The 22,770-nt window shown below is 69.0% G+C and carries 14 protein-coding genes; 4 read left to right on the top strand and 10 right to left on the bottom strand.

Annotated features, from left to right (window positions below; translation table 11 throughout):
* Nucleotides 1-41: 41 nt before the first annotated feature.
* The 7 genes from HUK65_RS14580 to aepX all read right to left on the bottom strand — a co-directional run bounded on the left by HUK65_RS14580 (nucleotide 42) and on the right by aepX (nucleotide 14,893).
* Nucleotides 42-5,192, bottom strand: coding sequence for a capsular polysaccharide export protein, LipB/KpsS family (locus tag HUK65_RS14580; protein ID WP_179907011.1), 5,151 nt, complete (start codon nucleotides 5,190-5,192; stop codon nucleotides 42-44).
* A 278-nt stretch (nucleotides 5,193-5,470) separates the two neighbouring features.
* Nucleotides 5,471-6,304 carry a hypothetical protein gene (locus tag HUK65_RS14575; protein WP_179907010.1) on the bottom strand — a complete coding sequence of 278 codons (834 nt, stop codon included), beginning with the start codon at nucleotides 6,302-6,304 and terminating at the stop codon, nucleotides 5,471-5,473.
* Complete coding sequence (locus HUK65_RS14570; protein WP_179907009.1) at nucleotides 6,217-8,616, bottom strand: hypothetical protein; 2,400 nt, start codon at nucleotides 8,614-8,616, stop codon at nucleotides 6,217-6,219. The genes HUK65_RS14575 and HUK65_RS14570 overlap by 88 nt, the downstream gene beginning before the upstream one ends.
* Nucleotides 8,613-11,255: a phosphotransferase gene (locus HUK65_RS14565; protein ID WP_179907008.1), complete on the bottom strand. Its 2,643-nt coding sequence runs from the start codon at nucleotides 11,253-11,255 to the stop codon at nucleotides 8,613-8,615. The genes HUK65_RS14570 and HUK65_RS14565 overlap by 4 nt, the downstream gene beginning before the upstream one ends.
* A gap of 21 nt (nucleotides 11,256-11,276) precedes the next feature.
* Complete coding sequence (locus HUK65_RS14560) at nucleotides 11,277-12,410, bottom strand: phosphonoacetaldehyde reductase (protein WP_179907007.1); 1,134 nt, start codon at nucleotides 12,408-12,410, stop codon at nucleotides 11,277-11,279.
* A 45-nt stretch (nucleotides 12,411-12,455) separates the two neighbouring features.
* On the bottom strand, nucleotides 12,456-13,592 hold the full coding sequence (gene aepY / locus HUK65_RS14555; RefSeq protein WP_179907006.1) for a phosphonopyruvate decarboxylase: 1,137 nt from the start codon (nucleotides 13,590-13,592) through the stop codon (nucleotides 12,456-12,458).
* A complete protein-coding gene (gene aepX, locus HUK65_RS14550) occupies nucleotides 13,592-14,893 on the bottom strand; it encodes a phosphoenolpyruvate mutase (protein WP_327787133.1) in 1,302 nt (433 codons plus the stop codon). The genes aepY and aepX overlap by 1 nt, the downstream gene beginning before the upstream one ends.
* Before the next feature lie 255 nt (nucleotides 14,894-15,148).
* Here aepX and HUK65_RS14545 point away from each other — a divergent pair, with 255 nt between their 5' ends.
* Nucleotides 15,149-15,343 (top strand): hypothetical protein, encoded by a 195-nt coding sequence (locus HUK65_RS14545; protein ID WP_179907004.1) that lies wholly within the window; start codon nucleotides 15,149-15,151, stop codon nucleotides 15,341-15,343.
* 143 nt (nucleotides 15,344-15,486) lie between these two features.
* Here HUK65_RS14545 and HUK65_RS14540 read toward each other — a convergent pair whose 3' ends face one another.
* The 3 genes from HUK65_RS14540 to HUK65_RS14530 are packed head-to-tail and all read right to left on the bottom strand — an operon-like array spanning nucleotide 15,487 to nucleotide 17,165.
* On the bottom strand, nucleotides 15,487-15,711 hold the full coding sequence (locus HUK65_RS14540) for a hypothetical protein (RefSeq protein ID WP_179907003.1): 225 nt from the start codon (nucleotides 15,709-15,711) through the stop codon (nucleotides 15,487-15,489).
* A complete protein-coding gene (locus HUK65_RS14535; protein WP_179907002.1) occupies nucleotides 15,701-16,042 on the bottom strand; it encodes a hypothetical protein in 342 nt (113 codons plus the stop codon). The genes HUK65_RS14540 and HUK65_RS14535 overlap by 11 nt, the downstream gene beginning before the upstream one ends.
* A 13-nt stretch (nucleotides 16,043-16,055) precedes the next feature.
* The gene (locus HUK65_RS14530; RefSeq protein ID WP_179907001.1) at nucleotides 16,056-17,165 is read right to left on the bottom strand and encodes a DUF2793 domain-containing protein; all 1,110 of its coding nucleotides are present in this window, start codon (nucleotides 17,163-17,165) and stop codon (nucleotides 16,056-16,058) included.
* Between the two features lie 194 nt (nucleotides 17,166-17,359).
* Between HUK65_RS14530 and HUK65_RS14525 the strand changes: the two genes are divergently transcribed.
* The 3 genes from HUK65_RS14525 to HUK65_RS14515 all read left to right on the top strand — a co-directional run.
* Complete coding sequence (locus tag HUK65_RS14525) at nucleotides 17,360-19,045, top strand: coiled-coil domain-containing protein (RefSeq protein WP_179907000.1); 1,686 nt, start codon at nucleotides 17,360-17,362, stop codon at nucleotides 19,043-19,045.
* Nucleotides 19,046-19,097: 52 nt separating this feature from the next.
* Nucleotides 19,098-20,273 carry a nucleotide sugar dehydrogenase gene (locus tag HUK65_RS14520; protein WP_179906999.1) on the top strand — a complete coding sequence of 392 codons (1,176 nt, stop codon included), beginning with the start codon at nucleotides 19,098-19,100 and terminating at the stop codon, nucleotides 20,271-20,273.
* 189 nt (nucleotides 20,274-20,462) lie between these two features.
* The coding region (locus tag HUK65_RS14515) for a glycosyltransferase family 2 protein (protein WP_179906998.1) at nucleotides 20,463-22,770 on the top strand (2,308 nt) is incomplete at its 3' end.

The following is a 22,770-nucleotide window of genomic DNA, read 5'->3' as shown; positions in this document are numbered from 1 at the left end:
GCTTCACACGCAGGGGGGCGGGGTGGATCCGCATATGGCCCTCAGCCTTTCCAGAGCAGGTCCGGGAATTCCCGCGCGATCCGTCCGATGGCGTCCTGATCGGGGAAGGCGCGGTGAATGCCGATGTTGCGCAGCGAGTCCGGGGGCTGGAAATACAGCCCCTCGCGGAACCCGTCTGAGGGAAGGGCGGCGAAGTCCAGAAGCCTGGCGCGGGTGTCCGGATCGGTGACCACATCCTCGAAACGCACATCCAGGATGCGCGCGCGCAGCCCCGGTATCAGGTCCAGCTGTGCGCGCATGCGCTGGTGATGATGCGTGCGGGAGATGAAGTTCTCCAGCTCGTTCCGGCGGTCCTTGTCGCCACGCTCATAGAATTGGGACGCATACTGGTCGCGCGGATCGCGCTGCACGGCAACCATCACCGACCGCTCCATCACCGCCAGGGTGCGCGCGTTCCAGGCCTGGATGCAGTTGTTCCACAGCACCACCGGCTGACCGGGCCGGGCCAGCCGTGGCGCCAGACCGTTCACCATGCGACAGGCGGCATCCAGGATGATCTCGGCATCGGGGCCGCTGCCGCTTTCAACCGTATCCAGCAGAAGATCGCACAGATCGATCAGGTCGGGCATCCGGCCGGTGGCTTCGAAGGCGCCGCGCAGCGAGCGTTTGCGCGACATGTCCAGCCGGTAGCGGTCCGAGGGATACGCGATCAGCCCCAGCACCGAGCCCAGCAGGAATTCGCCCAGATGTTCGATCGACAGCTGTTCAGGCGGCAGGTCCAGCAGATGCTGCAGCCCGTAGAAACGGCGCAGGATGTTGAGTTCGGTATCGAAGGGCTGGATGTCGCCATCCACATAGCCCGGCACGGTGACCGCCGCGCTCTGGCGCAGGAAATCCACCACCGCCCCCGAGCCCGAGAAGATATACCCCGAACAGAAGACCGAGCGCGGCTGATCTGCCGCCAGATCCGCCTGCCCGCGATGGCTTTGCGCCGGCAGGGTCGAGGCATGGGTGATATACGAGGTCAGATCCGGCAGCGCGCGGACCCGCATGGCGATTTCGCGCCGGGGCGCGGGCGGGTTGGCAAAGACATCAAGCCGGGCCAGCCGCGTGACCATCTCCTCCAGCGGCGCGCCATGGTCTGGCTGCTGCCACGAGGCGCGCACGGCCTGGCGGAACTTGTCGGCGGCGCTCTCGCGCTGGCCTTCGGCCAGCAGGTGCAGCCCCTCGTCGCACAGGTCATTGGCAATGCGGTCGTTGCGCAATGTGGTGACATGGGACAGCGCCTCGGCCGGGAGGTCGGTGTGATCCACCGGGCCGAAGCGTTCGGCCAGGTCGGGCTGGCCGGCCCAGACCTGTGCGATCCAGTGGGCGCGCAGAAGGGCGGGATCAGGCGTGCGGGTCTGGGCGCAGGCCTGGCCCCAGCACAGCGCCGCTTCGGCGCGCACGCCCAGTTTCTCCACCACCCGCGCGCGGATCGCCCAGTAGCGGGCATCACGGTGGATGCGGTGGGTCAGGATGTCTTCCTCGGCATCGATGATGGCGCGGCGGAATTCATAGTTCATCGCCTCGCTGCCCGCGTTCTCGGTGGCCAGAAGCGTCTCGATCCGGTCAAGACGGCGGTTCAGATCGTCACGGGCCAGTTCGGCAACCCCCTGCGCCAGCCGTTTCACCAGCCCGGAGCGGTCGCCGGGGCGGGGCGCATCCACATAGGTGGCCGTGGCGAAGCGGTAATCGGTTTCCATCAGCGCGAAACGCCCCCAGTCCCGGTTGGACGGCATCGGTGCCGGGTACCAGACCCGGCAGCCGCCCGCCCCCGCCAGCGCGCGGGTCTGCGGATCGGTGGCGATCACCGCATCAAGACAGGCCATCAGCGCCAGCATCTCCTCGGGGTCCGCAACCGGGTCGGTGGCCGGGCCTGCTGCCGGGTCTGCTGCGGGATCGGGGGCCAGGTCGGCGGGCCGCACCACCCGGTTGGTGCCCGCGGCATCGATCTCGCGCAGATCGGCGGCGGCCTCGGGTCCGTGCAGGCACAGGAAACCGGCCTCGGCGGCCTGGACCAGATGCGCAACCTCCTGCGGGGTCAGATCCTCCATCCGCGCCAGCAGCCCGTTGCCGCGCCCGCCGCGCCAGGCAAGCCCCACCAGCGGGCGCGGCAACCCCTCCAGCCGTGCCTGCCAGGCCTCCACCCGGACGGGGTCGGGCAGCAGGCCGGGGCGGGGGTCGAACGCGGCGGGACTGTCGGCCAGATCGGCGGCCAGATCGGTGATCAGCGCAACCCGGTCCGCGGCGATGGCGGCGTCCCAGCCCTCGGCATCGAACAGCGCCAGAAGCTCGGCCGCGGGCAGGTGGCCGGGCCTGTCGGTGACCGGTATCGGTCCGGGCTGGCGCGCGCAGGGCACGAATGCGATCTGCGGGAAGGACCGCGCCAGAACCGGCGCCAGGCCCCGGTCGCAGGCGATATGCAGCTCATGCCCGGCACAGGCCCTGGCCAGCCGGGGCAGAAGCCCGCTCCAGGCCGCATCGCCGCCGGGCGTGTCGACCATTGCCACCAGCAGCCGCTGGCCGGTTCCGGCGGTCAGGGCCTGCAGGCTGCGCGCCAGCCGGATGCCCAGATGGCGCGCGGCCAGCGCGGCGGCAGGATCGGCGCGCCAGGCCTCCATCGTGCCGGCAAAATCGCCGCGTGTCTGGTGCATCAGACGCCGGGTTGCGGGGGCCAGCGCGGTCTTGCGCCGGCGTGCCATGCTGGCCAGGGCCTTTGCCCGGGCGGTATCGCCGACAAGCGCGGCCAGCCGGACCGCCTGGTCAAAGCAGGCGCCTTCGGGGTTCGGGCCCAGCAGGGTGTCGGCCTGTTTGAAACGGCCCTGCAGCGCCAGGGCGGTGCTCATCTCGATCCGCGCGGCATCGCTGTCGGCTTCGGCCTCCGGAAGCGCGGCCAGCAGGGCCTGGGCCTCGGCCGGGCGGCGCTGGCCGGACAGATAGCGCGCGCGGGCCAGTGGATCGGGGGCCAGTGGATCGGGGGCCAGTGGATCGGGGGCCTGTCCGGACCCGTCCTCATCCGGCTGACCCCCCTCTGTCGCCATGCGTTCCAGCGCCGCCGTCAGCGGCAGGCCGGGGTAATGCCGGGCCAGCAGCGCGTCAAATGTGGCGTTGCGCAGGGCATCGGCAGCGCCGGCATGGGCGACGCCGATCAGGGCGTCAAGCGTGGCCGGTGCATCGCCGCGCACTGCCGTCAATTGCGCCAGCAGGATGGGGAAATGCCCGCCCTGCCATTCGGGCCAGCAGCGCGCGGCAAGGGTCAGCATCTCGGTCGCGGCCGCGACCTCGAACCCCTGCCAAAGCAGGTCGATGGCCAGGGCCAGCGCCTCGGGCGGGCAGCGCCCGGTCAGGAAACAGCATTCCAGCAACTGCAGTGCCGCTCCACGATGCCCGCGCGCCTGGCACTGCTGCGCCCAGTCCAGCAGCGTTGGCAGCCCGTCCCCCCCCTGGCCCGGCAGGACCTGCATCACCGCCAGCATCAGGTCATCGGGTGCGGCTGCGGGGCTCCCCGTGCCTGCTCCTGTCCCTGCCCCTGTGCCTGCCCCGGCATCGCTCATCCAGCCGGGCACCAGCGTCGCCGAGGGGCGCCCCGAGATGCGCGCCAGCGCCGAAATCAGCCGCGCGCATTCCCCGCGGCCCAGAAGCCGGGCCACCTCGGGCATCACCGGGTCCAGATGATCGGCGGTATGGGCCAGCCCGCAGATCATCGCGGCCAGCAGGCGCCGCGCCGCGCCCGTGCGCAGCCGCGCCAGCCCCGCCTGGCCGATCAGCCGGTCGACCATTTCCCGGCGCGTGCCGAGGGACAGATGCGCGCGCACAGGGGTTTCGAGAAAGGCCGGCCAGGTGCCCGCCTGGCAGGCCGCCAGGGCGGCGCTGTTCAGGGCCATCCTGGCCTTGACATGAGCCTGGTAGCGGGGGGCATCGGGGGTTTCGGCCCTGGCCTTGCGGGCGGCGGCATAGGACATCAGCCCCGATCTGTCGGGCAGTGCCGCCGCGCTGCGCGCGGTCCCCCCCCGGTATGTGGCGATGATCCGGTCCAGTACCCTGGCGACGGGATCTCCGGACGGGGAGGGGTCGTCCGGCAGCAGGAAGAACAGGATCGTCAGGAACCCGGTCACATCCAGCTGGCGCTCCCGCCCGCGCAGCGCGGCGCGGTCATCGGTGAACCCCCAGCCCGCGTAGAACGGATCGCCGGTGACGGTCAGCGGCACGCCCCGGATCAGCGCATCCATGCCCGCCGGGGCGTCATGGGTATAGGCGCGGCTGGCCCGGGCCAGCGCCCGGGCCAGCGTGGCGCATGGTCCGGGCCGCGATCTGCCCGATCCCGCAGCAGGGCCAGGCTCCGGCGCTTCCGCGACCCCCTCATCAGGGGCGCAGCCCGGGGCGGGCTGGATGTCGATGACCCCTTCGGGCGCGCAGATCAGGATATCCGCGCCCGGGTTTTCGCTCCGGGCAAGATCCAGCAGGGCGCGATCGGTTTCGGGATCAAAGCTGCCTGTGGTCAGCACCGCGATACCCGGGCGCGCCCCCGCGGTGGCAGGTTTCGGCCCGGTGCCCCCCTGGTGCCAGGTGAGGCCAAGATCGGTGATCAGCCGACACAGCGCGCGGGTCAGGTCCGCATGTTTCGCAATCTGCGCATCCGTCGCCGCATGCAGGGCCGAGAACAGCAGAAAGTTCCGCCGCTTGGTGAAATCGATCCCGCGGATGACCTTCTGCAACCCTTCCTTCGCACGCCACTCTGCCGCGGGTGCCGCAGTGCGGGGGGGGGAGGAGGGTTCGGCGGGGGTGCCGACGCTGTTTCCGGGGGGCTGGCCGTTGCCCTGCTGCTCTGCGCGGCGGATGGCGCGCACCTTTTCCTGCCGGTCGCGCATGGCCGCCCGGGTGGGGTTGGCGATGCGGTTTTCGCCCGCCCCGATGCGTTCGTAATGCACCAGCGGATTGAGACCGCTTTCCGCGACATCGGGATAGAGTGAAAGATACAACTGCGTGTCGAAGAACTTGCCGGGGCTGTACCCTTTGAGCGCCCCCTCGCGCAGGTAGTGTTCGGCCGGATCGGCCCCTTCGGCGGCCACTTCGGGATAGGTCTGAAGATACCACTTCCTGTGCAGATGCCGCGAGGCACGCAGGATCGTCAACTGTTCTTCGAAGGTCATGGGCGGTTCCTGGACAGCGGCGAAAGGACAAGGACGTATCGGGCCGGGGGTGATGCCAGAGGGGCGCGTGATGCCAGAGGGGCGCGTGATGCCAGATGGGCGCGGGGGGCACCGGTCTGGATATGCGGGCAGGGCGTCACAGGCATGGGCATATGGGTCCGGGTTTGCAGAGCATGTCACGTCGCATGAAAACTGCGCCAGACTGGCATGCGGCCCCGGCACGGGCAAGATGCCGACAGGATACGGGCAGGGCGCCGCCCGCCAGCCTGGCCGCGCGCTCAGCCCTCATCCGCGGGGCCCTGCAGGGAGAGGGAATCGGGGCCTGCGCCGCTGATATAGGTTGCGTATTGCGGATGGGTGAAGCGGTGCAGCAGATAGATCTGGTGATACCAGATCAGGTTGATGGGAAAGCGGTGCAGGGCCATGCTGGGGGCGATCTTCATCTCCGCATGCGCGGCGTTGAAATCCTCGATCGCGGCCAGTTCGCCGACAAAGCGGTTGTAGGATGAAATCTCGTGGCCGATGATGTCATCGAAATACAGCTGGCAGCGCGGCAGAAAGGCGGTGTGATCGGCCGCGAACAGCCTGAAGGCCGCCATGGTCGAGGAATGGTAATCCAGATCGAAAGCCGCGAAGCCGATGGGGGCGGGGCGGCGCGCGGCGGCGAAGCCCGCCGCGGTTTCGGCCACATCGCCCAGCACCAGTTCGGCCCGGGTCAGCCGGGCGCGCAAGGCCTCCACATCCATCCGGTAATTGCCTTCGCGGAACCGGTAGGGCATGTCGCGGTAATCCTGCGGCGCAGGCATGCCGGTGCCGGTGTCGAAGCCATAGACCTCGATGCGCACGCCGGTGTCCGCCTCGATCCGTTCGGCATGGCGTTCCAGCGCCAGCAGCCCGTTGCCGCCCGCAACCCCGAATTCGATGGCCGAGATCGCCGGCAGGCCCAGCCGCGCGGCCAGGACAGCGGCATGATGCACCCCGTAGCCATAGGCAGAGAAATCCAGCGCCCCCCAGAGCAGCCGGGTCAGGTAGTCGGCGTTCTCATCGCGGCGCAGCTTTTCGCGATATCGCAGCGATGTGCCCGGAATATCGGTCGGTTTCGTGTAACGCATGCTTGTCGCGGCTCCTGGCATCTGGGTGGTCTCGGGGTGCCCCTGAATGCAGGCCGGGGTGACCTGCAGGGACGGGGCGGCCTGTATTCAGGGGCGGGCAGGTATATCTTCATCCCGGCCCCCCGGTCGATCGCGGCGCGGTCCTCATATCCCTGATGGATGCCGATACTCACCCGGCTGCGGGCCGGGTCGAAGCTGGGCGCCGCCACCCGCGGCGTGTCCGCCGACAGCCCGGCAAAGGCCAGCACCCGGTCGCGCAGGGCAGAACCGGTCACAAAGGCTTCGAAACGCAGCTCCATGCTGTCGATGCCCGCGGCCTGCACCCGCGCGCGGCCCTCCAGATATTCGCGGTTATGGGCCTCGATCATCTCGACAAAGGCATCGGCATCGCGGCGGTTGAAGGTGGATTCACGCATCTGCGCGACGAACTGATCGCGCGGGTCGCGGAAGGCGGTGATGGTCGGGCAGGCGGGCAGCAGGCGGCTGGCCTCGATCTTCGAGGCCTTGAGGTCATTGTTGATCACCACCAGCGTCTTGCCCGGTGTCACCTGCGGGGCGATCGCATGCCAGACCAGAAAATCGCGCAGCTGCTGTTCCAGCCCGCCCGCCTGGTGGTCAGGCGCTTCAGGCGCTGCCCCGTCATCGCCATTGCCGCCATCCGGCTGATGGGCGTCGGCGGCGAAATCGATCATCCGGCACAGCGCCTCGATCATGGGCGCGGTTGCAAGCTTGCGCGTGGTATAGGCGCGCAGCAGGCAGCGGCGCTTGAACCAGTTGGCCGAATCCACTTCCGGCCCCGACAGGCTGGTATCCACCAGCCCGAGGCAGGCATCCATCACGAAGCGGCACAGTTGCCGGCAGTAATCCGCCCGGTCGCCCGCCTGCGCCTGCAGCAGCCGCCAGGCCCCGATGTAGCATTGCGACCGGTCCAGCACCTGGACGGGTTCGTAATCCGACAGGAAGTCCCCCACCGCCCCGGACCCGGAATAATTGAACCCCGCCACCGACAGCAGCCGGAAGGGCGGTGCGGCGGGATAGTCCGGCAGGGGTTTGTGCGGCGGGTCCGGCAGATCGGCGCCGAAGAACAGATCGGAATGTGCCAGATCGGGGCTGAAGAAGAAATCGCCATCCCCGGTGTGGATCTTCTGCGCCGCCGCCATCAGGGCGTGCAGCACCGGCAGATGCTGGTCCTTGTTCATCTCGTCCATGAAGATGACATGGTCGAGGAAGATCTCCTTGGCCTGCGCGATCTGCCCCGTGGCCAGCGTCTCCAGGAAATCGGCCAGCACCCCGGCATTGCGCCGCTCGGTGATCTCGCGCCGGATACGGGCCACCTTCCTGCGCTCTTCCGCATCCAGCCGGGTCGGTTCGATCTGGTCCAGCAGCGCGGCGGCACGGTCGAAGGCGCGGTTCTTCATGCAGGCGAAGGCCAGGCTGACCCGATACTCCGGGCGCTGGGGATAATCCGTGCACAGGGCGTCCCAGCGGGCGATGGAGGTTTCCCAGAACCGCAGCTGGTCCGAGATATGCACCGCCACCAGCCGGTAATCCAGCGCATCGGCATGCGCGCCGTAAAGCCGCTCCAGCATGTCCTGTGCCGACAGCAGGATTTCCTGGCGGGTGAACTTGTGGTCCTCGCCCTCGGTGATGGTATCGGGGATGACACGGTAGCCGTCGCCCCGCTCCAGCGCGCGTTCCAGATGGCAGCGCAGATACAGCGCCTCAAGCGCCTGCGCCCCATGGCCCAGCCCGGTCTGCGGATCGATGCATGCGCCAAGGCGCACGAAATTGCACAGCCGCTCGCCGGCGAAACCGGGGCTGAGCGCGGCGATCGCGCCGTCCCAGTCATACCGGGCCAGCATGGGCCGCAGCGCCGCGGTGACCGTGCGGGCCAGACGGTCCGTGCCGCCGGTATCGACCGGGGGGGGCGCCGACGCGGAGAGGGGGTCGGCGGGATCGGCCGGGTTCAGGATCCGCTCAAGATGCCGCAGCCGCGAGAAGAACTGCGGCTCGGCCAGCAGGGCGCGCGTGTGAAATTCGCGCGCGGCCAGGCTTTCGCCCAGCTCTTCATGGCAGCGCGCGATCCGGAACCACGCCCAGGATTGCAGGGCGGGGGCCTGGGCCGCCAGCCGGTACTGCCCCAGCGCGCCTGTCCAGTCGCGGGCATGGAACAGCATCTCTGCCTTGTCCGCCGCCGCTGCCGGTTTGGCTCTGGCCGGGGCCTTCTTGGCTGCGGGCTTCTTGGCTGCGGGCTTCTCGAGGGCGGGCGTCTGGACCGGGGCAGCGGCGGAAGGGGTCGGTTGCATCTTCATTCTGAACTTCCCAGGGTGATCTGGCCCGACAGTCGGCGCAGGGCGGCCAGCGCCGGGCGCACCGAAACCTCATGCGATTCCTGCACCCATCCCGGCCGCGACGCCAGCGCATCCAGAAGATAGCACAGACAGCTTGACCACATCACCTGCACCGCCGGAAAACGGGTTTCCAGATTATGCGCATAAAGGCGCGCCGCCGCCTCGAAGCCGTGCCAGTCCAGATCCGACCAGGTGGCGAAGCGCGCCAGGTCGAACCCTGCGGGCATGAGCGCCAGATACTGCCAGTCGATCAGCACCAGCCTGCCGTCGCGGTCGCGCAGCACATTGTCGGGCTTCAGATCGCCATGGCCCGGCACGGCCGACAGTGCGGCAAAGGTGCCCGCCAGCCGCGGCTGCAACAGGCCCAGCAGGCTGCACAGTTCCGTGGCGTAATCGGTCACGGTTTCGTCGCGCTTGCGGGCGATGGCGTTGTCGATGATGAAGCGCTCCATCTCCTGCACGGTTTCGGGGCTGTCCATCAGGCAGGCAAGCTTGCGGCGATAGACCTCGCCGAACAGGTCCTCGGCCTCTTCCTCATCGGCGTCCGAGACACTGCCGAGCCCTTCCAGCCGGTCCAGGGCCATCGTGGAGCAATCGGCCAGCGCCAGGGCCGTCAGCGGTGCGACCATCGCCTCCGTGGCCTCGACCGCCCGCGCCCTGTCATCGCCGTCCCCGCTTCCATCCCGGTCCCCGATGGCGCGCCCGGTGGCGGTTTCGGTGGCGGTTTCGGGGGCAAGCTCGACATTCTCGAAGAACATGGCGCGCACACCGTCCTCGGCGCGGATCACGCCCAGAAGGGCGGGGAAATGCAGATCGGTCGGCACATCCAGCCTGGCCAGTTCCTCGTTGGCGATCACTTCGCGCAGGGCATAGGCCGCCCGGTGCGGCATGATCAGCTTCTCGAAGATCCGCGTCTTCCGGCCTTCGTGTTCCAGCATGTGCAGCCGGCATTTCGCCGTATAGACCCCGTTGACCGACAGGTCGGCCGTGGTCACGGCGGCGCCGTCATGCAGTTCGGACAGATACGCGGCGCTGACCGCGCGGTGATCGCGCACGAAGTTCATCAGCGTGCGGGCCATGGGCAGCCGCTCGCGGAACTTCTGGCTGGTGTTGTCCAGCAACAGGGCGCCGGCGTAGCAATGGACCGCCTCTTCCCAGAAGCGCTGCTTTTCCAGCGCGAACCCCATGCGGAAGCGATAGGTCGGGTTGCCGGGCAGCAGGCGGAGGGCGACCCGGTAATGGGGGACGGCCGCGCGCCATTCCTTGCGCCGCTCGGCCATGTAGCCGGCGCGGAAATGAATTCGGGCATTGCCCGGGTCGAAACTGGCGGCCTGGACATAGGCGGCCCGCGCCCGGCGCCAGAACTTCCGTTTCTCGAACAGCTGACCAAGCTTGAAATGCTCGTCCTTGCTGAAACTGTCGCGCATCACGCCTGCGGTGTAATGGATGGCGAAGTCATCCGATACGATCCAGTCGACCAGCCAGCCGCCGATCCGGGGCGCGTCCTCAAGGGCGGTGGCGGACCAGCCATCGCGGGCCAGCGCATCGGGCACGAAATACTGCAACAGGGCCAGGAACTGCGCGAAATCCATCGCCCGCGCCCGCCCGCGCAGCGCGGCGCGGTCATCGGTGAACCCCCAGCCCGCGTAGAACGGATCACCGGTGACGGTCAGCGGCACGCCCCGGATCAGCGCATCCATGCCCGCCGGGGCGTCATGGGTATAGGCGCGGCTGGCCCGGGCCAGCGCCTCGACCGGGGCCTGCGTGTGCAGGACATCCGCCAGGGGGGGCGCCTCGGCGACCATGGTCTCACCCTCATCCGCGCCACCAGCCTGTGGCCCGTTCTGTGGCCCGTCCTGTGGCCCGCCCTGTGGGGCCGGGTCAGGCTGCGGATCGGGGCCGGTGCCGCACAGCACCAGCGTGGCCTGCGGGTTTTCGGCGCGGGCCAGCGCGGTCAATGCGGCGATATCGGCAGGGCTGTTGCCGGCATCGCCGATCACCGCCACCACCGGACCATCCAGCGCGGGCAGGGGCGTGGCCTTGCCCGTCGGAATCTCCGATACGGGCATCCATTCCATCTGCAGCCGGGCGATCATGTCGCACAGGTCCCGCGCCTGGTCGCACAGGTCCTGCGGGGCGGCGGGATCGGCGCTGTTGAGCGCGCGCAGCAGCCGGAACCGGTTGCGCGGGCCCAGGTCGGTCCCGGCCAGCGCCCCGCGGGCCCCGCCGCGGACAATCAGAACCGAGGCCCGGGGATGCGCGCCTTCGGTCCAGTCCGGTGCCATGTCATCTTCGGCCAGCATGTCCTCGGGTGCGCCGGGGGCCTTGCGCGGCCGGGTCAGGCGGCGCTCGGCGCTGCCGACCAGTTCGAAATGCACCACCGGATTGAGCCCGCTGGCCAGCACATCGGGATAGCTTGCCAGATAGAAATCCGTATCGAAGAACTTGCCCGGGTTGAAGCCGCGCGCGGCGCCCTCATGCAGGTAATGTTCGGCAGGATCCATCCCCGATGCAGCGGCATCGGCATAGGTTTCGGCATACCATCTGCGATGCAGTTGCCGGGATTTCCTGAGGACTTCGAGTTGATCGTCCAGTTTCATCCTGTCCCCCCGGGCAAGGCTTCAACCAAGGGCGCGTGTCAGCACCCGGCCCAGCATGTCATGATCCACGGGCAGGATGAAATTGTCACTGCGCCCGGGCGTGAACATCTCGCCGCGCAGGGCGAGGATGGCTTCCGGCTCTGGCAGGTCGGCGGCGACAAGGGCGCGCAGATCGGTCCCCGCCAGCACCGTGTCCAGGTGCGCCACCAGCGCGCGGGCCCCCGCCATGCCGTTCAGCGCGGCGACCTCGTCCAGGCCATCGGGGGCGTGCTCCAGCACCTCATGGGCCACCGCCGACATGGTGGCGGCACAGGCCAGCCCGTGGGCGATGCCGAAATGCGCGGTCAGCGGATAGGACATGGAATGGCAGATCGCGGTGCGGGTCTGGCTGATGCACAGCCCCGCCAGCAGGCTGGCCTCGGCGATCTGGGCGCGGGCGGGGTGGTCGTCCAGATCGGCCACCAGCCGCGGGATCGCCTGCAGCGCCAGGCCGATGGCGCGGGCGGCCATCAGCGTGGTCATCGGCGTGCGGTTGCGGTTCCAGACCGATTCGAACGCCTGGTTCATGGCGTCCAGGCTGGTGCCCAGCGTGGCCGCAGCGGGCAGCCCGTGGGTCAGTTCCGGATCCACCACCGCCGTGGCCGGGAACAGACGCGGGCTGGCCAGCGACAGTTTCCTGCGGTTTTCATGGTCCCAGATGGTGGCAAAGGGCGTGACCTCGGCCCCGGTGCCGGAGGTGGTGGTGACCGCATGGATGGGCAGCAGGGGTCGGTCCAGATGCGCGCCCGGATCGTCGATCAGCCTGGCCAGATCGCGGCAGGCCAGCCCCGGGGTCAGCGCCGCCGCCAGCGCCTTGGCCGCATCCATGGCCGAGCCGCCGCCAAAGGCCAGCACCGCATCGAAGTCCTGCCCCGCCAGCCGGTCGATTTCCCTTTGCGTGTCGGTCAGCCCGGGATTGGGGCTGACGCTGTCCACCCAGGTCAGATCGGCCTGGATGGTGCCCAGATGCGGGTCATCGGTGAATTGCGCGCGCCCGCGGGCGGTGGTCACCACCAGCAGCTTCTGCCCGGCCAGGGTGGCGGCCAGCCCCTTGCGCGATTGCGCCCCGAACTGCACCTTCACGGGGTTGTGGAAACTCCACGGCTGGGACGGCATCGGCGTCTCCCGTTCTGTCTGAATGTCCTGTGGCGGCGCGCGGGGTCAGCCGCGCAGCCGGGCGATGAATTGCGCCTTGTTTTCCGCGGGGCTTTCCTTTGGCCGGCCCAGATCGGCGCGCGAACCGGGGCGGACGCGCACCTCCAGGAAGCGCCGGCCCGGGGCCTGCGCCAGGCGATCGACCTGGGCGCGGATATCGGCCTCGGCCTCGACCGGGCCTTCGACGGCGTCATAGCCGCAGGCCCGCGCGATCCCCGTAAGCGCGATCTGCTGCGCCACCGTGGGCTGCCCGCCGACGCTGTCATGGGCGCCATTGTTGAGCACCACATGCAGCAGATCGCCGGTTGCGCTGGTGCCCACCGTGGCCATGCCGCCCAGATGCATCAGCGCCGCGCCATCGCCATCCAGGCAGACCACCTGCGCGCCGGGCCTTGCCCGCGCGATCCCCAGCGCGATCTGCGAGGCATGACCCATGGACCCCACGGTCAGGAAATCGCCGGACCGGTCCTGCCCCAGCGCCCCGCGCGATTCGTAGAGCTCGCGCGAGATCATGCCGGTGGTGGCAACGATGGTGGCGCCGGCGGGCAGGGTGCCGGTGATCAGCCGGATCGCGGCCTCGCGCGTCAGCATGGTGTCGGGGATGTCGCGCGCGGGGCGCTTTTCCTCGGCCTTGGCAAAGGCGCCCTTGTGCACCAGCAGCACCACCGGCGCGGAGGTCTCGCGCGCGGTGCGGCAAGCCCAGGCGGCGGCCTCGGCGGCGGCCTCGGGGTCGCCGTCCAGGGCGCGGTATGGCAGTTCCATCGCATCGAGCAGCGCGGGCGTGACCCGGCCCTGCTTGACGTGCTGGGGCTCATCCTTGACGCCGGGGGCGCCGCGCCAGCCCACCATGACGATCATCGGCAGGGCGTAGACCTCGGGGTCGGCCAGCGACAGGATCGGGTTGACCGTGTTCCCCAGCCCCGAATTCTGCAGATAGACCAGCGGCAGGCTGCCGGTGGCCAGGTGATGGCCCGCCGCCAGCCCCACGGCGGTGCCTTCATTGGCGGCGATCACATGCCCTTCGGGGGGCAGGGCGGCATCCACATAGGCGCAGAACTCCTTGAGCAGGGAATCGGGCACCCCGGCCAGGAAATCGACGCCCTCGGCCGCCAGGGCGGCATGAAACGCGCGGGGCGAGATCATCATTTCGTCCCCGGGATCAGCTCCAGGATTTCCTTGATCGGCATCATCCGCTCATCGCATTCCGAAGACCGCGCGTGTTTCAGGATCGACACCGCCGTGCCCAGCATCGCCGGATAGGCCGAACGCAGCAGCTGGTTGGCGTAGATGACGATATTGACGCCGTTATCCTCCAGTTCCTGTTCGGTGGTCTGGTTGTAGCTTGAGGGCACGGCCACCAGCGGCTTGCGGTTTTCCAGCTTGTTGTAGCGGCGGCAGAATTCGAACACCTCATCCGGGGTCTTCTGGCGCGAATGGATCATGATCCCGTCGGCGCCGGCCTCCAGAAACGCCTCGGCCCGTTCCATGGCGTGATCCACGCCCTTGCCCAGGATCAGGCTTTCCAGGCGGGCGAAGATCATGAAATCCTCGGATTGCTGGGCCAGCTTGCCCATGCGGATCTTGTCGGAAAACGCCTCGATGCTTTCCTGGGTCTGGGCGACATCCGTGCCGAAGAGCGAGTTCTTCTTCAGCCCGGTCTTGTCCTCGATGATGACGGCGGACACGCCCAGGCGTTCCAGCGTGCGCACGGTGAAGACGAAATGCTCGGGCTTGCCGCCGGTATCGCCGTCATAGATGATCGGCTTGGTGGTGACTTCCAGCACCTCGTTGAGGGTGTTCATCCGCCCCGTGGTGTCCACGGCCTCGATATCCGGTTTGCCCTTGGCGGTGGAATCGGTGAGCGAGCTGGCCCACATCCCGTCGAATTCGCGCCGCCCCTGGGGGGTGTCGATGAAGGCCTTTTCGATGATCAGCCCCGAGAGCGCATTGTGCAGGTCCAGAAAGCGCACCAGCGGCTTGGCATGCAGCATCCGGCGCAGGCTGGCGCGGCGGATGTCCGGGGTGGTGCCGATCTCCTTGAGCGCCTTGTTCAGCTGGGTCGAGGACACGCCCTGGGTATAGGCCACCTCGACCAGTTCGCCGCCCCATTCGGCCAGCGCATCGATCACCGCCTGACGGGTCTTGGCCTGCACGCCGGTCTGCCAGTCATCGCCATGGACCACGTAATCGGGGCGATATTCGCGCAGGTTGGGCACATAATCCAGCGTGTGCTGCGGGACCACGCGGACCACACCCTTGAGGTTGCCCACCACCTCGGCGCGCTGTTCCCAGGCCATGAAGGGGACGCGCTTGTAGCTGGCAATCGCCTTGTCGGTCAGCAGGCCCACGGTGACCTCGCCCAGTTCGGCCGCGCGCTTGAGGATGTTGATATGGCCCGGATGGATCAGATCGGCGCTCATGCCCACGTAAACGGATTTGGTCACTCGTTGCCCCCGGCAGAATTGTTTTTTCATATGTCGTCAGACCGTGCGTCCGGGCCCCACGATCTGCGCGGAACGGTCGTCACGGTTCGAGTGTCATAAAGCTGACATTTATGCATTTCAAGAAAACGTTTCCGCCCAGTGTATAAGCCGCGACGGCTTTCCGCTTCCGGGCGGGTGTCGCACAAACTTCATGCAACTGTCATGACACCTTCATACGCGGGGGCGATGCTGTCATCATCGAAGAAAAGGTGACACATGCAATACCCGAATGATCCGACCGCCCTGCCGATCCGGACCGCGGTGCAGGACGCATCCCGCGCGGGCGCGGCGCAGTTCGAAAGCGGCCCCGAAAGCCGCTGCGCAGCCTTCGAAGACGCCCGCGAAGCCGCCTGTTCGGACCCCGATCTGGGGCGGCTGTGGCTCAACCTCTTTGATGATGCCGATCCCTGAGCGGGCACCCCCCGGGGGCTGACCCCGAACGCAGGATGCCCCGTCACCCGGTGACGGGGCAGCACATGACCCCGGACGGGGGGAAGCGCAGCAGGGCAAGGCGCGCATCGGGGGGCGCACTGCGCCACCCCTGATCCTGCGCCTTAATCCTGAGGGGGCCGGTCCCCTGACAGCATCTGGCGCGCCGCGATGCGCCGGGCGCGCACCGGTGCGGGCATCGGCTCGCCGGTATCGGCGGCGCGGATCACGTACCAGTCGGTTTCAGCCAGATAGTTCCGCGCCTGCGCCCGCTCTGTTTTGCGCCCCCGCATCGCCCGGGCCGCGGCCTTGTCGGCGGCGCTGATCACTGCATTCCAGTCAATTGCCATCGGTGTCATCCTCCGTTGCGGGTGTGGGCACGGATGTGGAAAAGGGCGGCAGGGGCACCGGCCCGTCGGGCGGGTCGATGACCGGCGCCGGAAACAGGGTCCGGGGCGGCGCGTGCCCGCCATGGGGCAGGATCAGCGTCAGCTGCAGCGCGCCATCCACGCGCGCCACATCCGAGGCCAGCCAGTCACAGCCCACCGCGGCGCGCGGCAGGGTGGCGCCTTCGGGCAGGGGGGTGAAATCATACGCGGTGCCGTTGAGGGTCAGCACGTCGCCCGCGCGCTCCAGCACCAGCGGCGCATCCATATACACGGGGGTCAGGGTGATCTTCATGGGGGGCGCTCCTTCAGAACCAGCGGCCGGTGACGGTCAGATACATGTCCGCGATGCTGGCGCCGGCGCTGACCGTGCCGGGCTTGCAGAACACCGAACAGCCGATCTGCGTGGTGCTGAAGCTGCCCGTCCCGCCCGGCTGCGCGCAGCCCCAGCTTTCAATATCGGTGCGATCGACCCCGCTGAGCGCGGAACTGGAATGAATGGGCAGGCTGAGCTGCGGATACATGCTGGCGATGCTGTGAAAGGCGGCGGGCAGGGTTGCATTCGCCGTCAGCCGCGCATCGAAACTGCTGGATTCGGTGATGGTGAAGCGGGTGGCGGTGATCATGGTGCCATCGGCGAACCGGACATAATGGCCATTGGCATTGGCGCCCGCATCGATCACCGCGCCGGTGGGCACCCCGCCGGACTGGCTGACCGTGCCCAGGATATTGCCGCGCCGGTAGGCCTCGGTCCCGGCGATGGTGGCGCCATTGGGCAGGGCGGCGCGGCCCGAGGCGCGGTCGATCACCAGCGCGTCCGCCCAGGCGCTGCCATCGGCGCTGACCTTGATGGCGAAATCATCCGTCCCGGCGGTGCCCATTTCCGCCCGCCCGCCCCAGCCGGTCTGGAACAGCAGGCTGGCGGTATCGGTGGCGGCGGCCTTGTTGAGCTTCAGCTGATGGCCCGCGCCTGCGTGGCTGAGCAGCGTGGCCTCGGCGGCCACCGCCAGCCGGTTGGTGCTGTCATGGCTGGTGTTGATCCCCAGCCCCGGCAGGCTGTCGGGCAGCGCTGCCTGCGGCACCGCCCAGCCTGCGGTGGTGAACAGGCGCAGCTCTGCCCCTTCGGACCCCACCTGCACGGCGCGCCAGCCGGTCTGCGGGGGGATGAACTGCCACACCCCGTCCACCCAGGCGGCCAGCGCCCCGGCCTGGCCCGCCCAGGCGCCGGTGGGGGCCGGTCCCAGCGCCCAGATCTGGCCCTCTTGCGGGGTTTCGGGCGGGGTGCTGGCCTCGAACCCCTGCACCACCAGCTGCACCAGCAGGTCCAGGCGGGCCAGGGCCTCGTTATGGGTGACATGTTTCTGCGCCTGGGCGGGCATCAGATAGGGCAGGCCCAGGCGGGCGGAGAGATCGGACATGAACGCAGGCTCCGGGGGTTGGTGCGGGGGCGACAGGGCGGCTGCCGGGAAACTTGGCGCCACCCTAAGCGGCGCACCGCCAAGAAAGCCTGAAGCCAGCGCACGTTGCATCCACGGCTGGCATCCGTCCCTGCCATGCGTTAAGGGATGGCCCTGATCCTTGTCTCAATTTTCAGTCCGGGAAGCCCTGTCGCATGTCCCAGTCCGTTTCCAGCGCGCATACTGCCGCCCCGCTTCGTCATTCGGACCCTGAACCGGTCCTGCGCATCGGCAACCGCGAGATATTCTGGCGCCCGCGGCGCCTGCGCCCCTCGCGCTGGCTGGAGCATCTGCCCTTCCTGTTCTGGCTGATCGCCGATCTGCGCCCGCGCCACTGCGCCACCCTGGGGCTGGATACGGGGGTGGCGCATTTCGCCCTGTGCCAAGGGGTGGAGAAACTGGGCCTGGAAGCCGTGTGCCACGGTTTCGACACCCGCAAGGACGGCGCCATCCCTGCCGATCTGCTGCGCTACAACGAAGAACATTATGACGATTTCTCGCGGCTGGAGATGGGCAGCGGGCCCCCGGCCATGGTCGAGGACGGGCTGGACCTGGTGCTGGTGGACCGCCCGCTGGACGCGCAGATGCTGGCGCAGCTGACCAATGAATGGGGCCCCCGCATGGCGCAGCCCGGGGTGACCGTCCTGGCCGGGCTGGAGGCCGCCGCCCGCGACCCTGACACCGCCCATGCGCTGGCCGGGCTGCAACAGCGCCACAGCCATGTGCGCTTCGATCATGGCGGCGGGCTGCTGGCGCTGTGCCATGGCGCCGAGGACACGGGCCAGGACAGGGCGCGCCGGGTGCAGCGCCTGGCCGGGCTTGCCGTGGCCTCGCCCGAACATCATGTGGTCCATCAGGTGTTTCGCCGCCTGGGCCAGCTCAATGCCGCCGCCCATCATGCCGACAGCGAAAGCAACCGCGCCCGCCGGCTGGAGGCCGATCTGGACCAGCGCGCCCGCGAACAGGCCGCGGTCGAAGCCGCGCTGGAGGAGCTGCGCGACCGGCATGGCACCCTCAGCGAGGCCTATGACGCGCGCCACGCCCGCATGGCCGGGGCAGAGGCCGAGCTGTTCGACCTGCGCGAGGCAGTGCGCGCCCAGACCGAACGGGGCGACCGGCTGCAGGCGGAGCTGACCACGGCCCGGAATGCACAGGCGGATCTGGTCGCACAGCTGACCGCCCGGGATCGGCGCCTGGCCGAGGTGACGGCCACGCAGGACCAGCAGGCGCAGGCGCAGGCCGCATTGGAACAGAGCCTGGCGCAGCGTCAGGACGCGGTTGAAAAGCTGATCGCACGGCTGGAAGCCCGCGAAGAGGCCTATCAGGCCGAAGTGGCGGCCCATCAGGAGCGGAGCGCCGCCGCCGAGGCCGCGCAGGCCGAGATGGCCGCACAGATGGAAACCATGCAGGCCGAGCTGGAGGAGGCCAACACCAGGCGCAAGGAATTCTGGCGTCAGGGCAATGAGCTGCGCGACCAGCGCAAGGCGCTTGAGGCCCAGCTGGCCGAGGCCGAAACCCGCGCCACCACCGCCGAAGCCGCGCTGACCGAAGCCGAAACCCGCGCCGACACCGCCGAGGCGCAGCTGGGCGCGCGCGACAGCGCCCTGGCCGAAATGGCTGCGCAACTGGAAACGGCGCAGCGCAGCTGCACCGCCCTGCAGGCCCAGGCCGATGAACGTACCGCCGAAATCGCCCGGCTGAGCGACAAGCTGGAAAAGGCACTGGTCAAGCGTGATGCCCTGCGCAAGCGCATCGATCTGCTGGTCAACAGCACGTCCTGGCGGGTCACGGCCCCGCTGCGCCGGGTCAAGACGGCGCTGTCCGGTTCCGCCGAAAAATAGAGGCGCCCGGTCGGCGCCCGTCATGGTCTTTTCAAGAGGGATCCTTTTCGCAATGCACAAGACGAAGATCGCCGTGGCCGGGCTGGGCTATGTGGGCCTGTCCAACGCCATCCTGCTGGCCCAGCACAACCAGGTCGTGGCGCTGGACCTGGACCCCGACCGGGTTGCCGCGGTCAACGCCCGCCGCGCCCCCATCCAGGACGCCGATTGCACCGCCTGGCTGGCCGAAAAGCCGCTGGACCTGGCCGCCACCACCGACCCGGACACCGCCTATGGCGGGGCCGATTTCGTCATCATCGCCACCCCCACCAATTACGACCCGCAGAGCAATGCCTTCGATACCTCCAGCGTCGAAGCGGTGGTCGACCAGGTCCGCGCGCGCGCGCCCGATGCGGTGATGGTGGTCAAATCCACGGTGCCGGTGGGGTTCATCGACCGTGTCCGCGCCGAAAAGCAGACCGACAACGTCCTCTTCAGCCCCGAATTCCTGCGTGAGGGGCGCGCGCTGCATGACAACCTGCACCCCTCGCGCATTGTGGTGGGCGAACGCAGCCCGCGCGCGCAGGTCTTTGCCGAAATGCTGCGCCAGGGCGCCATCAGCCGCGACTGTCCGGTGCTCTTCACCGATCCGACCGAGGCCGAGGCGATCAAGCTTTTCGCCAACACATACCTTGCCCTGCGCGTGGCCTATTTCAACGAGCTGGACAGCTATGCGCTGGCCCATGGGCTGGACACGCGCCAGATCATCGACGGGGTCTGCCTGGACCCGCGCATCGGCAGCCATTACAACAACCCCTCCTTCGGTTATGGCGGCTATTGCCTGCCAAAGGACAGCAAGCAGTTGCTGGCCAATTACGCCACCGTGCCCCAGAACCTGATCGCCGCCGTGGTCGAGGCCAACCGCACCCGCAAGGATTTCATCGCCGAGCAGATCGTGGCCGCGCATCCGCGCGTGGTCGGGGTCTACAGGTTGGTGATGAAGGAAGGGTCGGACAACTGGCGCCAGAGCGCGGTGCAGGGGATCATGAAGCGGATCAAGGCCAAGGGGATCGAGGTCATCGTCTACGAACCCGCCATGGCTGAGGACAGCTTCTTCGGCTCACGCGTGGTCCGCGATCTGGAGGCCTTCAAGGCCGAGGCCGAGCTGATCGTCGCCAACCGCCGCGCCCCGGACCTGGCCGATGTGGCCGACAAGGTCATGACCCGCGATCTGTTCCAGTCGGACTGACCCGCCCGGACCCAAAGACCCCGGCGGGCCGGTCCGGACGCATCGCGAAGGGCCAGGCAAATCGGCGTCCCTGCGTTGACATGCCGACGGCCATTCACGATGCTTCCGAACCAGCCCCGGGGAAGGGTTCCGGCGTGGCAAGGCAGGGACAGGCATGATCCGCACAGGAACGATCCGCAAGGCAAGCGCATGACATCGACATCCCGCCCCGCGTCCGTATCCGGCCCGCAGACGGATATCCCGGCCGGGGCTGCAGCGGACACGCCGATGGACTGGCAGGCCCAGATCGCCCGGATCGAAGGATCGGACCAGTTTCACCGCAAATGGTACATGGCCCGGAACCCCGAGGTTGCGGCGCTGGGGATGTCCCCGGCGGAACATTACCTGAAATACGGCGCGTTTCTGGGGCGTGATCCGGGCAAGTTCTTTGACACCCGCTTCTATCTGGACACCCACCCCGAGGCCGCGCAGAGCGGGCTCAATCCGCTGGTGCATTACGAGCTGATCGGGCGCTGGCGCAACCTGCCCCGCCGTGCCCCCCGCCCGGATACGGACCACTCCATGGCCGCGCTGCGGCTGCGGCGGCTGGCGCTTGGCTTCACCCGGCGCGTGCAGGAGGATCTGCGCCAGCAGGCCGAAACCGCCCCCGATGACGGGCGGCGCGCGCGGGCGGCGCTGGAACTGGGCTGCCTCTATCTGCATGACAGCGCCAACCCGCGGGACGGCGCGGCAGCCCGTGGCGCGGCCCGGGACTGGCTGGCCCGCGCCGCGCAACTGGCCCCTGATCTGGCCCTGCGCCGCCAGATCGCGCCTGCCTGGCTGCTGTGCCTGGAGCTGCTGGGCGACAGGGACACCGCCCTGGCCGATTATGACCGGGATGCGGCGGCGGGGCTGGCCTCGGACCGGCTGCATCTGGCCCGCACCAACCTGGGCGCCACCCCGGCCGAGCGTCTGGCCTGGATCAACGCGGTCTGGACCGGGGCCGGGCTGGCGGGCGCGGTGCTGGAGAGCCCCGAGGTGGAGGGTTCCGGGGTGGAAGGCCCCGAAGCGGGCAGGGGGCAGGCCGATACCCCCTTCGACCGGCTGGGCTGGCCCGAAGGGGCGCCGGACAGCAGGGTTGACGGGACCGGCACCGCGCCGCTGGTCTCGGTGCTGGTGGCCACCTGCAACCACGGCGCCAGCATCGCCGCCACCCTGAACAGCCTTCTGCGGCAGGACTGGCACGCGCTGGAGATCCTGGTCATCGACCGCGCCAGCACCGACGATACCGCCGCGCAGGTGGCCGCCGCGGCCGCGCGCGACCCGCGCATCCGCCTGCTGGACCTGCCCGCCCCGGCGCTGCAGGCCGAGGCGCTGAACATCGGGCTGGCCCGGGCCCGGGGCGCTTTCGTGACCGTGCAGGATGCGACCAGCCTGGCCCATCCGCAGCGCATCGCCCGGCAGATGGCGCCTCTGCGCGACAGCGACACCCACGCCGCCACCCTGGCCAACCGGCTGTGGCTGACCCCGCAGCTTCAGGTCACCGGCTGGACCGAGGACATGGCCCTGAGCGCCCCCGACCCGGGCGCGCTGCTGCTGCGCCGCACCGTGATGACCGAGCGTCTGGGCGCCTGGGACCGGGTGGCCCGGGGCCATGACGCCGAACTGCTGGCCCGCCTGCGCCATGCCGACCCCGGCGCCCTGGCCCCGGCCGCCGAAGCCCTGACCGCCGAAGCCCCGCTGCTGCTGACCCGCTGGCCCCATGCCGCCCCCGGCCCGGCCCTGTCCCCGGCCGCCGCGCATGGCGCGCTGAAAACCTATCTCAACGCGGCACGCCATCACCACCACCGGGCCGCCGAACTGCGCTACAGCGCCGATCCGGCCACGCCCCGCCCCTTTCCCGTTCCCGCCATCCTGTCCGACCGGGCGCGCCCCCTGTCCGGGGCGCATTTCCCCGTCATCATCGGGTCGGAATTCCGCATGCCCGGCGGCAGCGTCAAATCCTGCCTGGAAGAGGCGCGCTTCAACCGCGCCCACGGGCTGCGCACGGGGCTGTTCGAACTCTACCGCTATGACATGTTCGGAAGCGGTGTGAAGCTGTCGATGCTGGACGAGGTTCTAGACACGGTCGATGGCGATACGGTCCAGGTCCTGACCCCTGAGGATCACGTCTCCTGCGATCTGCTGATCCTGCGCTATCCGCCCAGCCTGTGGCATGACCAGCGCTACCTGCCGCAGATCGACGCGAAGCACATCAAGGTGATCGTCAACCAGCCGCCCATGAGCGATTACGGCCCCGAAGGCGTGCCCCGCTATGACATCGCCGCCTGTGCCGAAAACATCCGCCGCTGGTTCGGCCCCGGCGCGGTCTGGCACCCGATCGGCCCGCTGGTGCGCGACGCGCTGGTCACCCACCACGGGGCCGAGCTGGGCGCGATCGACCTGTCGGATCAGGACTGGCACAATATCATCGACCTTTCGGGCTGGGAGGTCCCCGCCGCCCCCGCGCCCCATCCGC

Source organism: Rhabdonatronobacter sediminivivens (assembly GCF_013415485.1).
Classification (GTDB): domain Bacteria; phylum Pseudomonadota; class Alphaproteobacteria; order Rhodobacterales; family Rhodobacteraceae; genus Rhabdonatronobacter; species Rhabdonatronobacter sediminivivens.
This window is presented reverse-complemented; position numbering and strand designations above follow the sequence as displayed.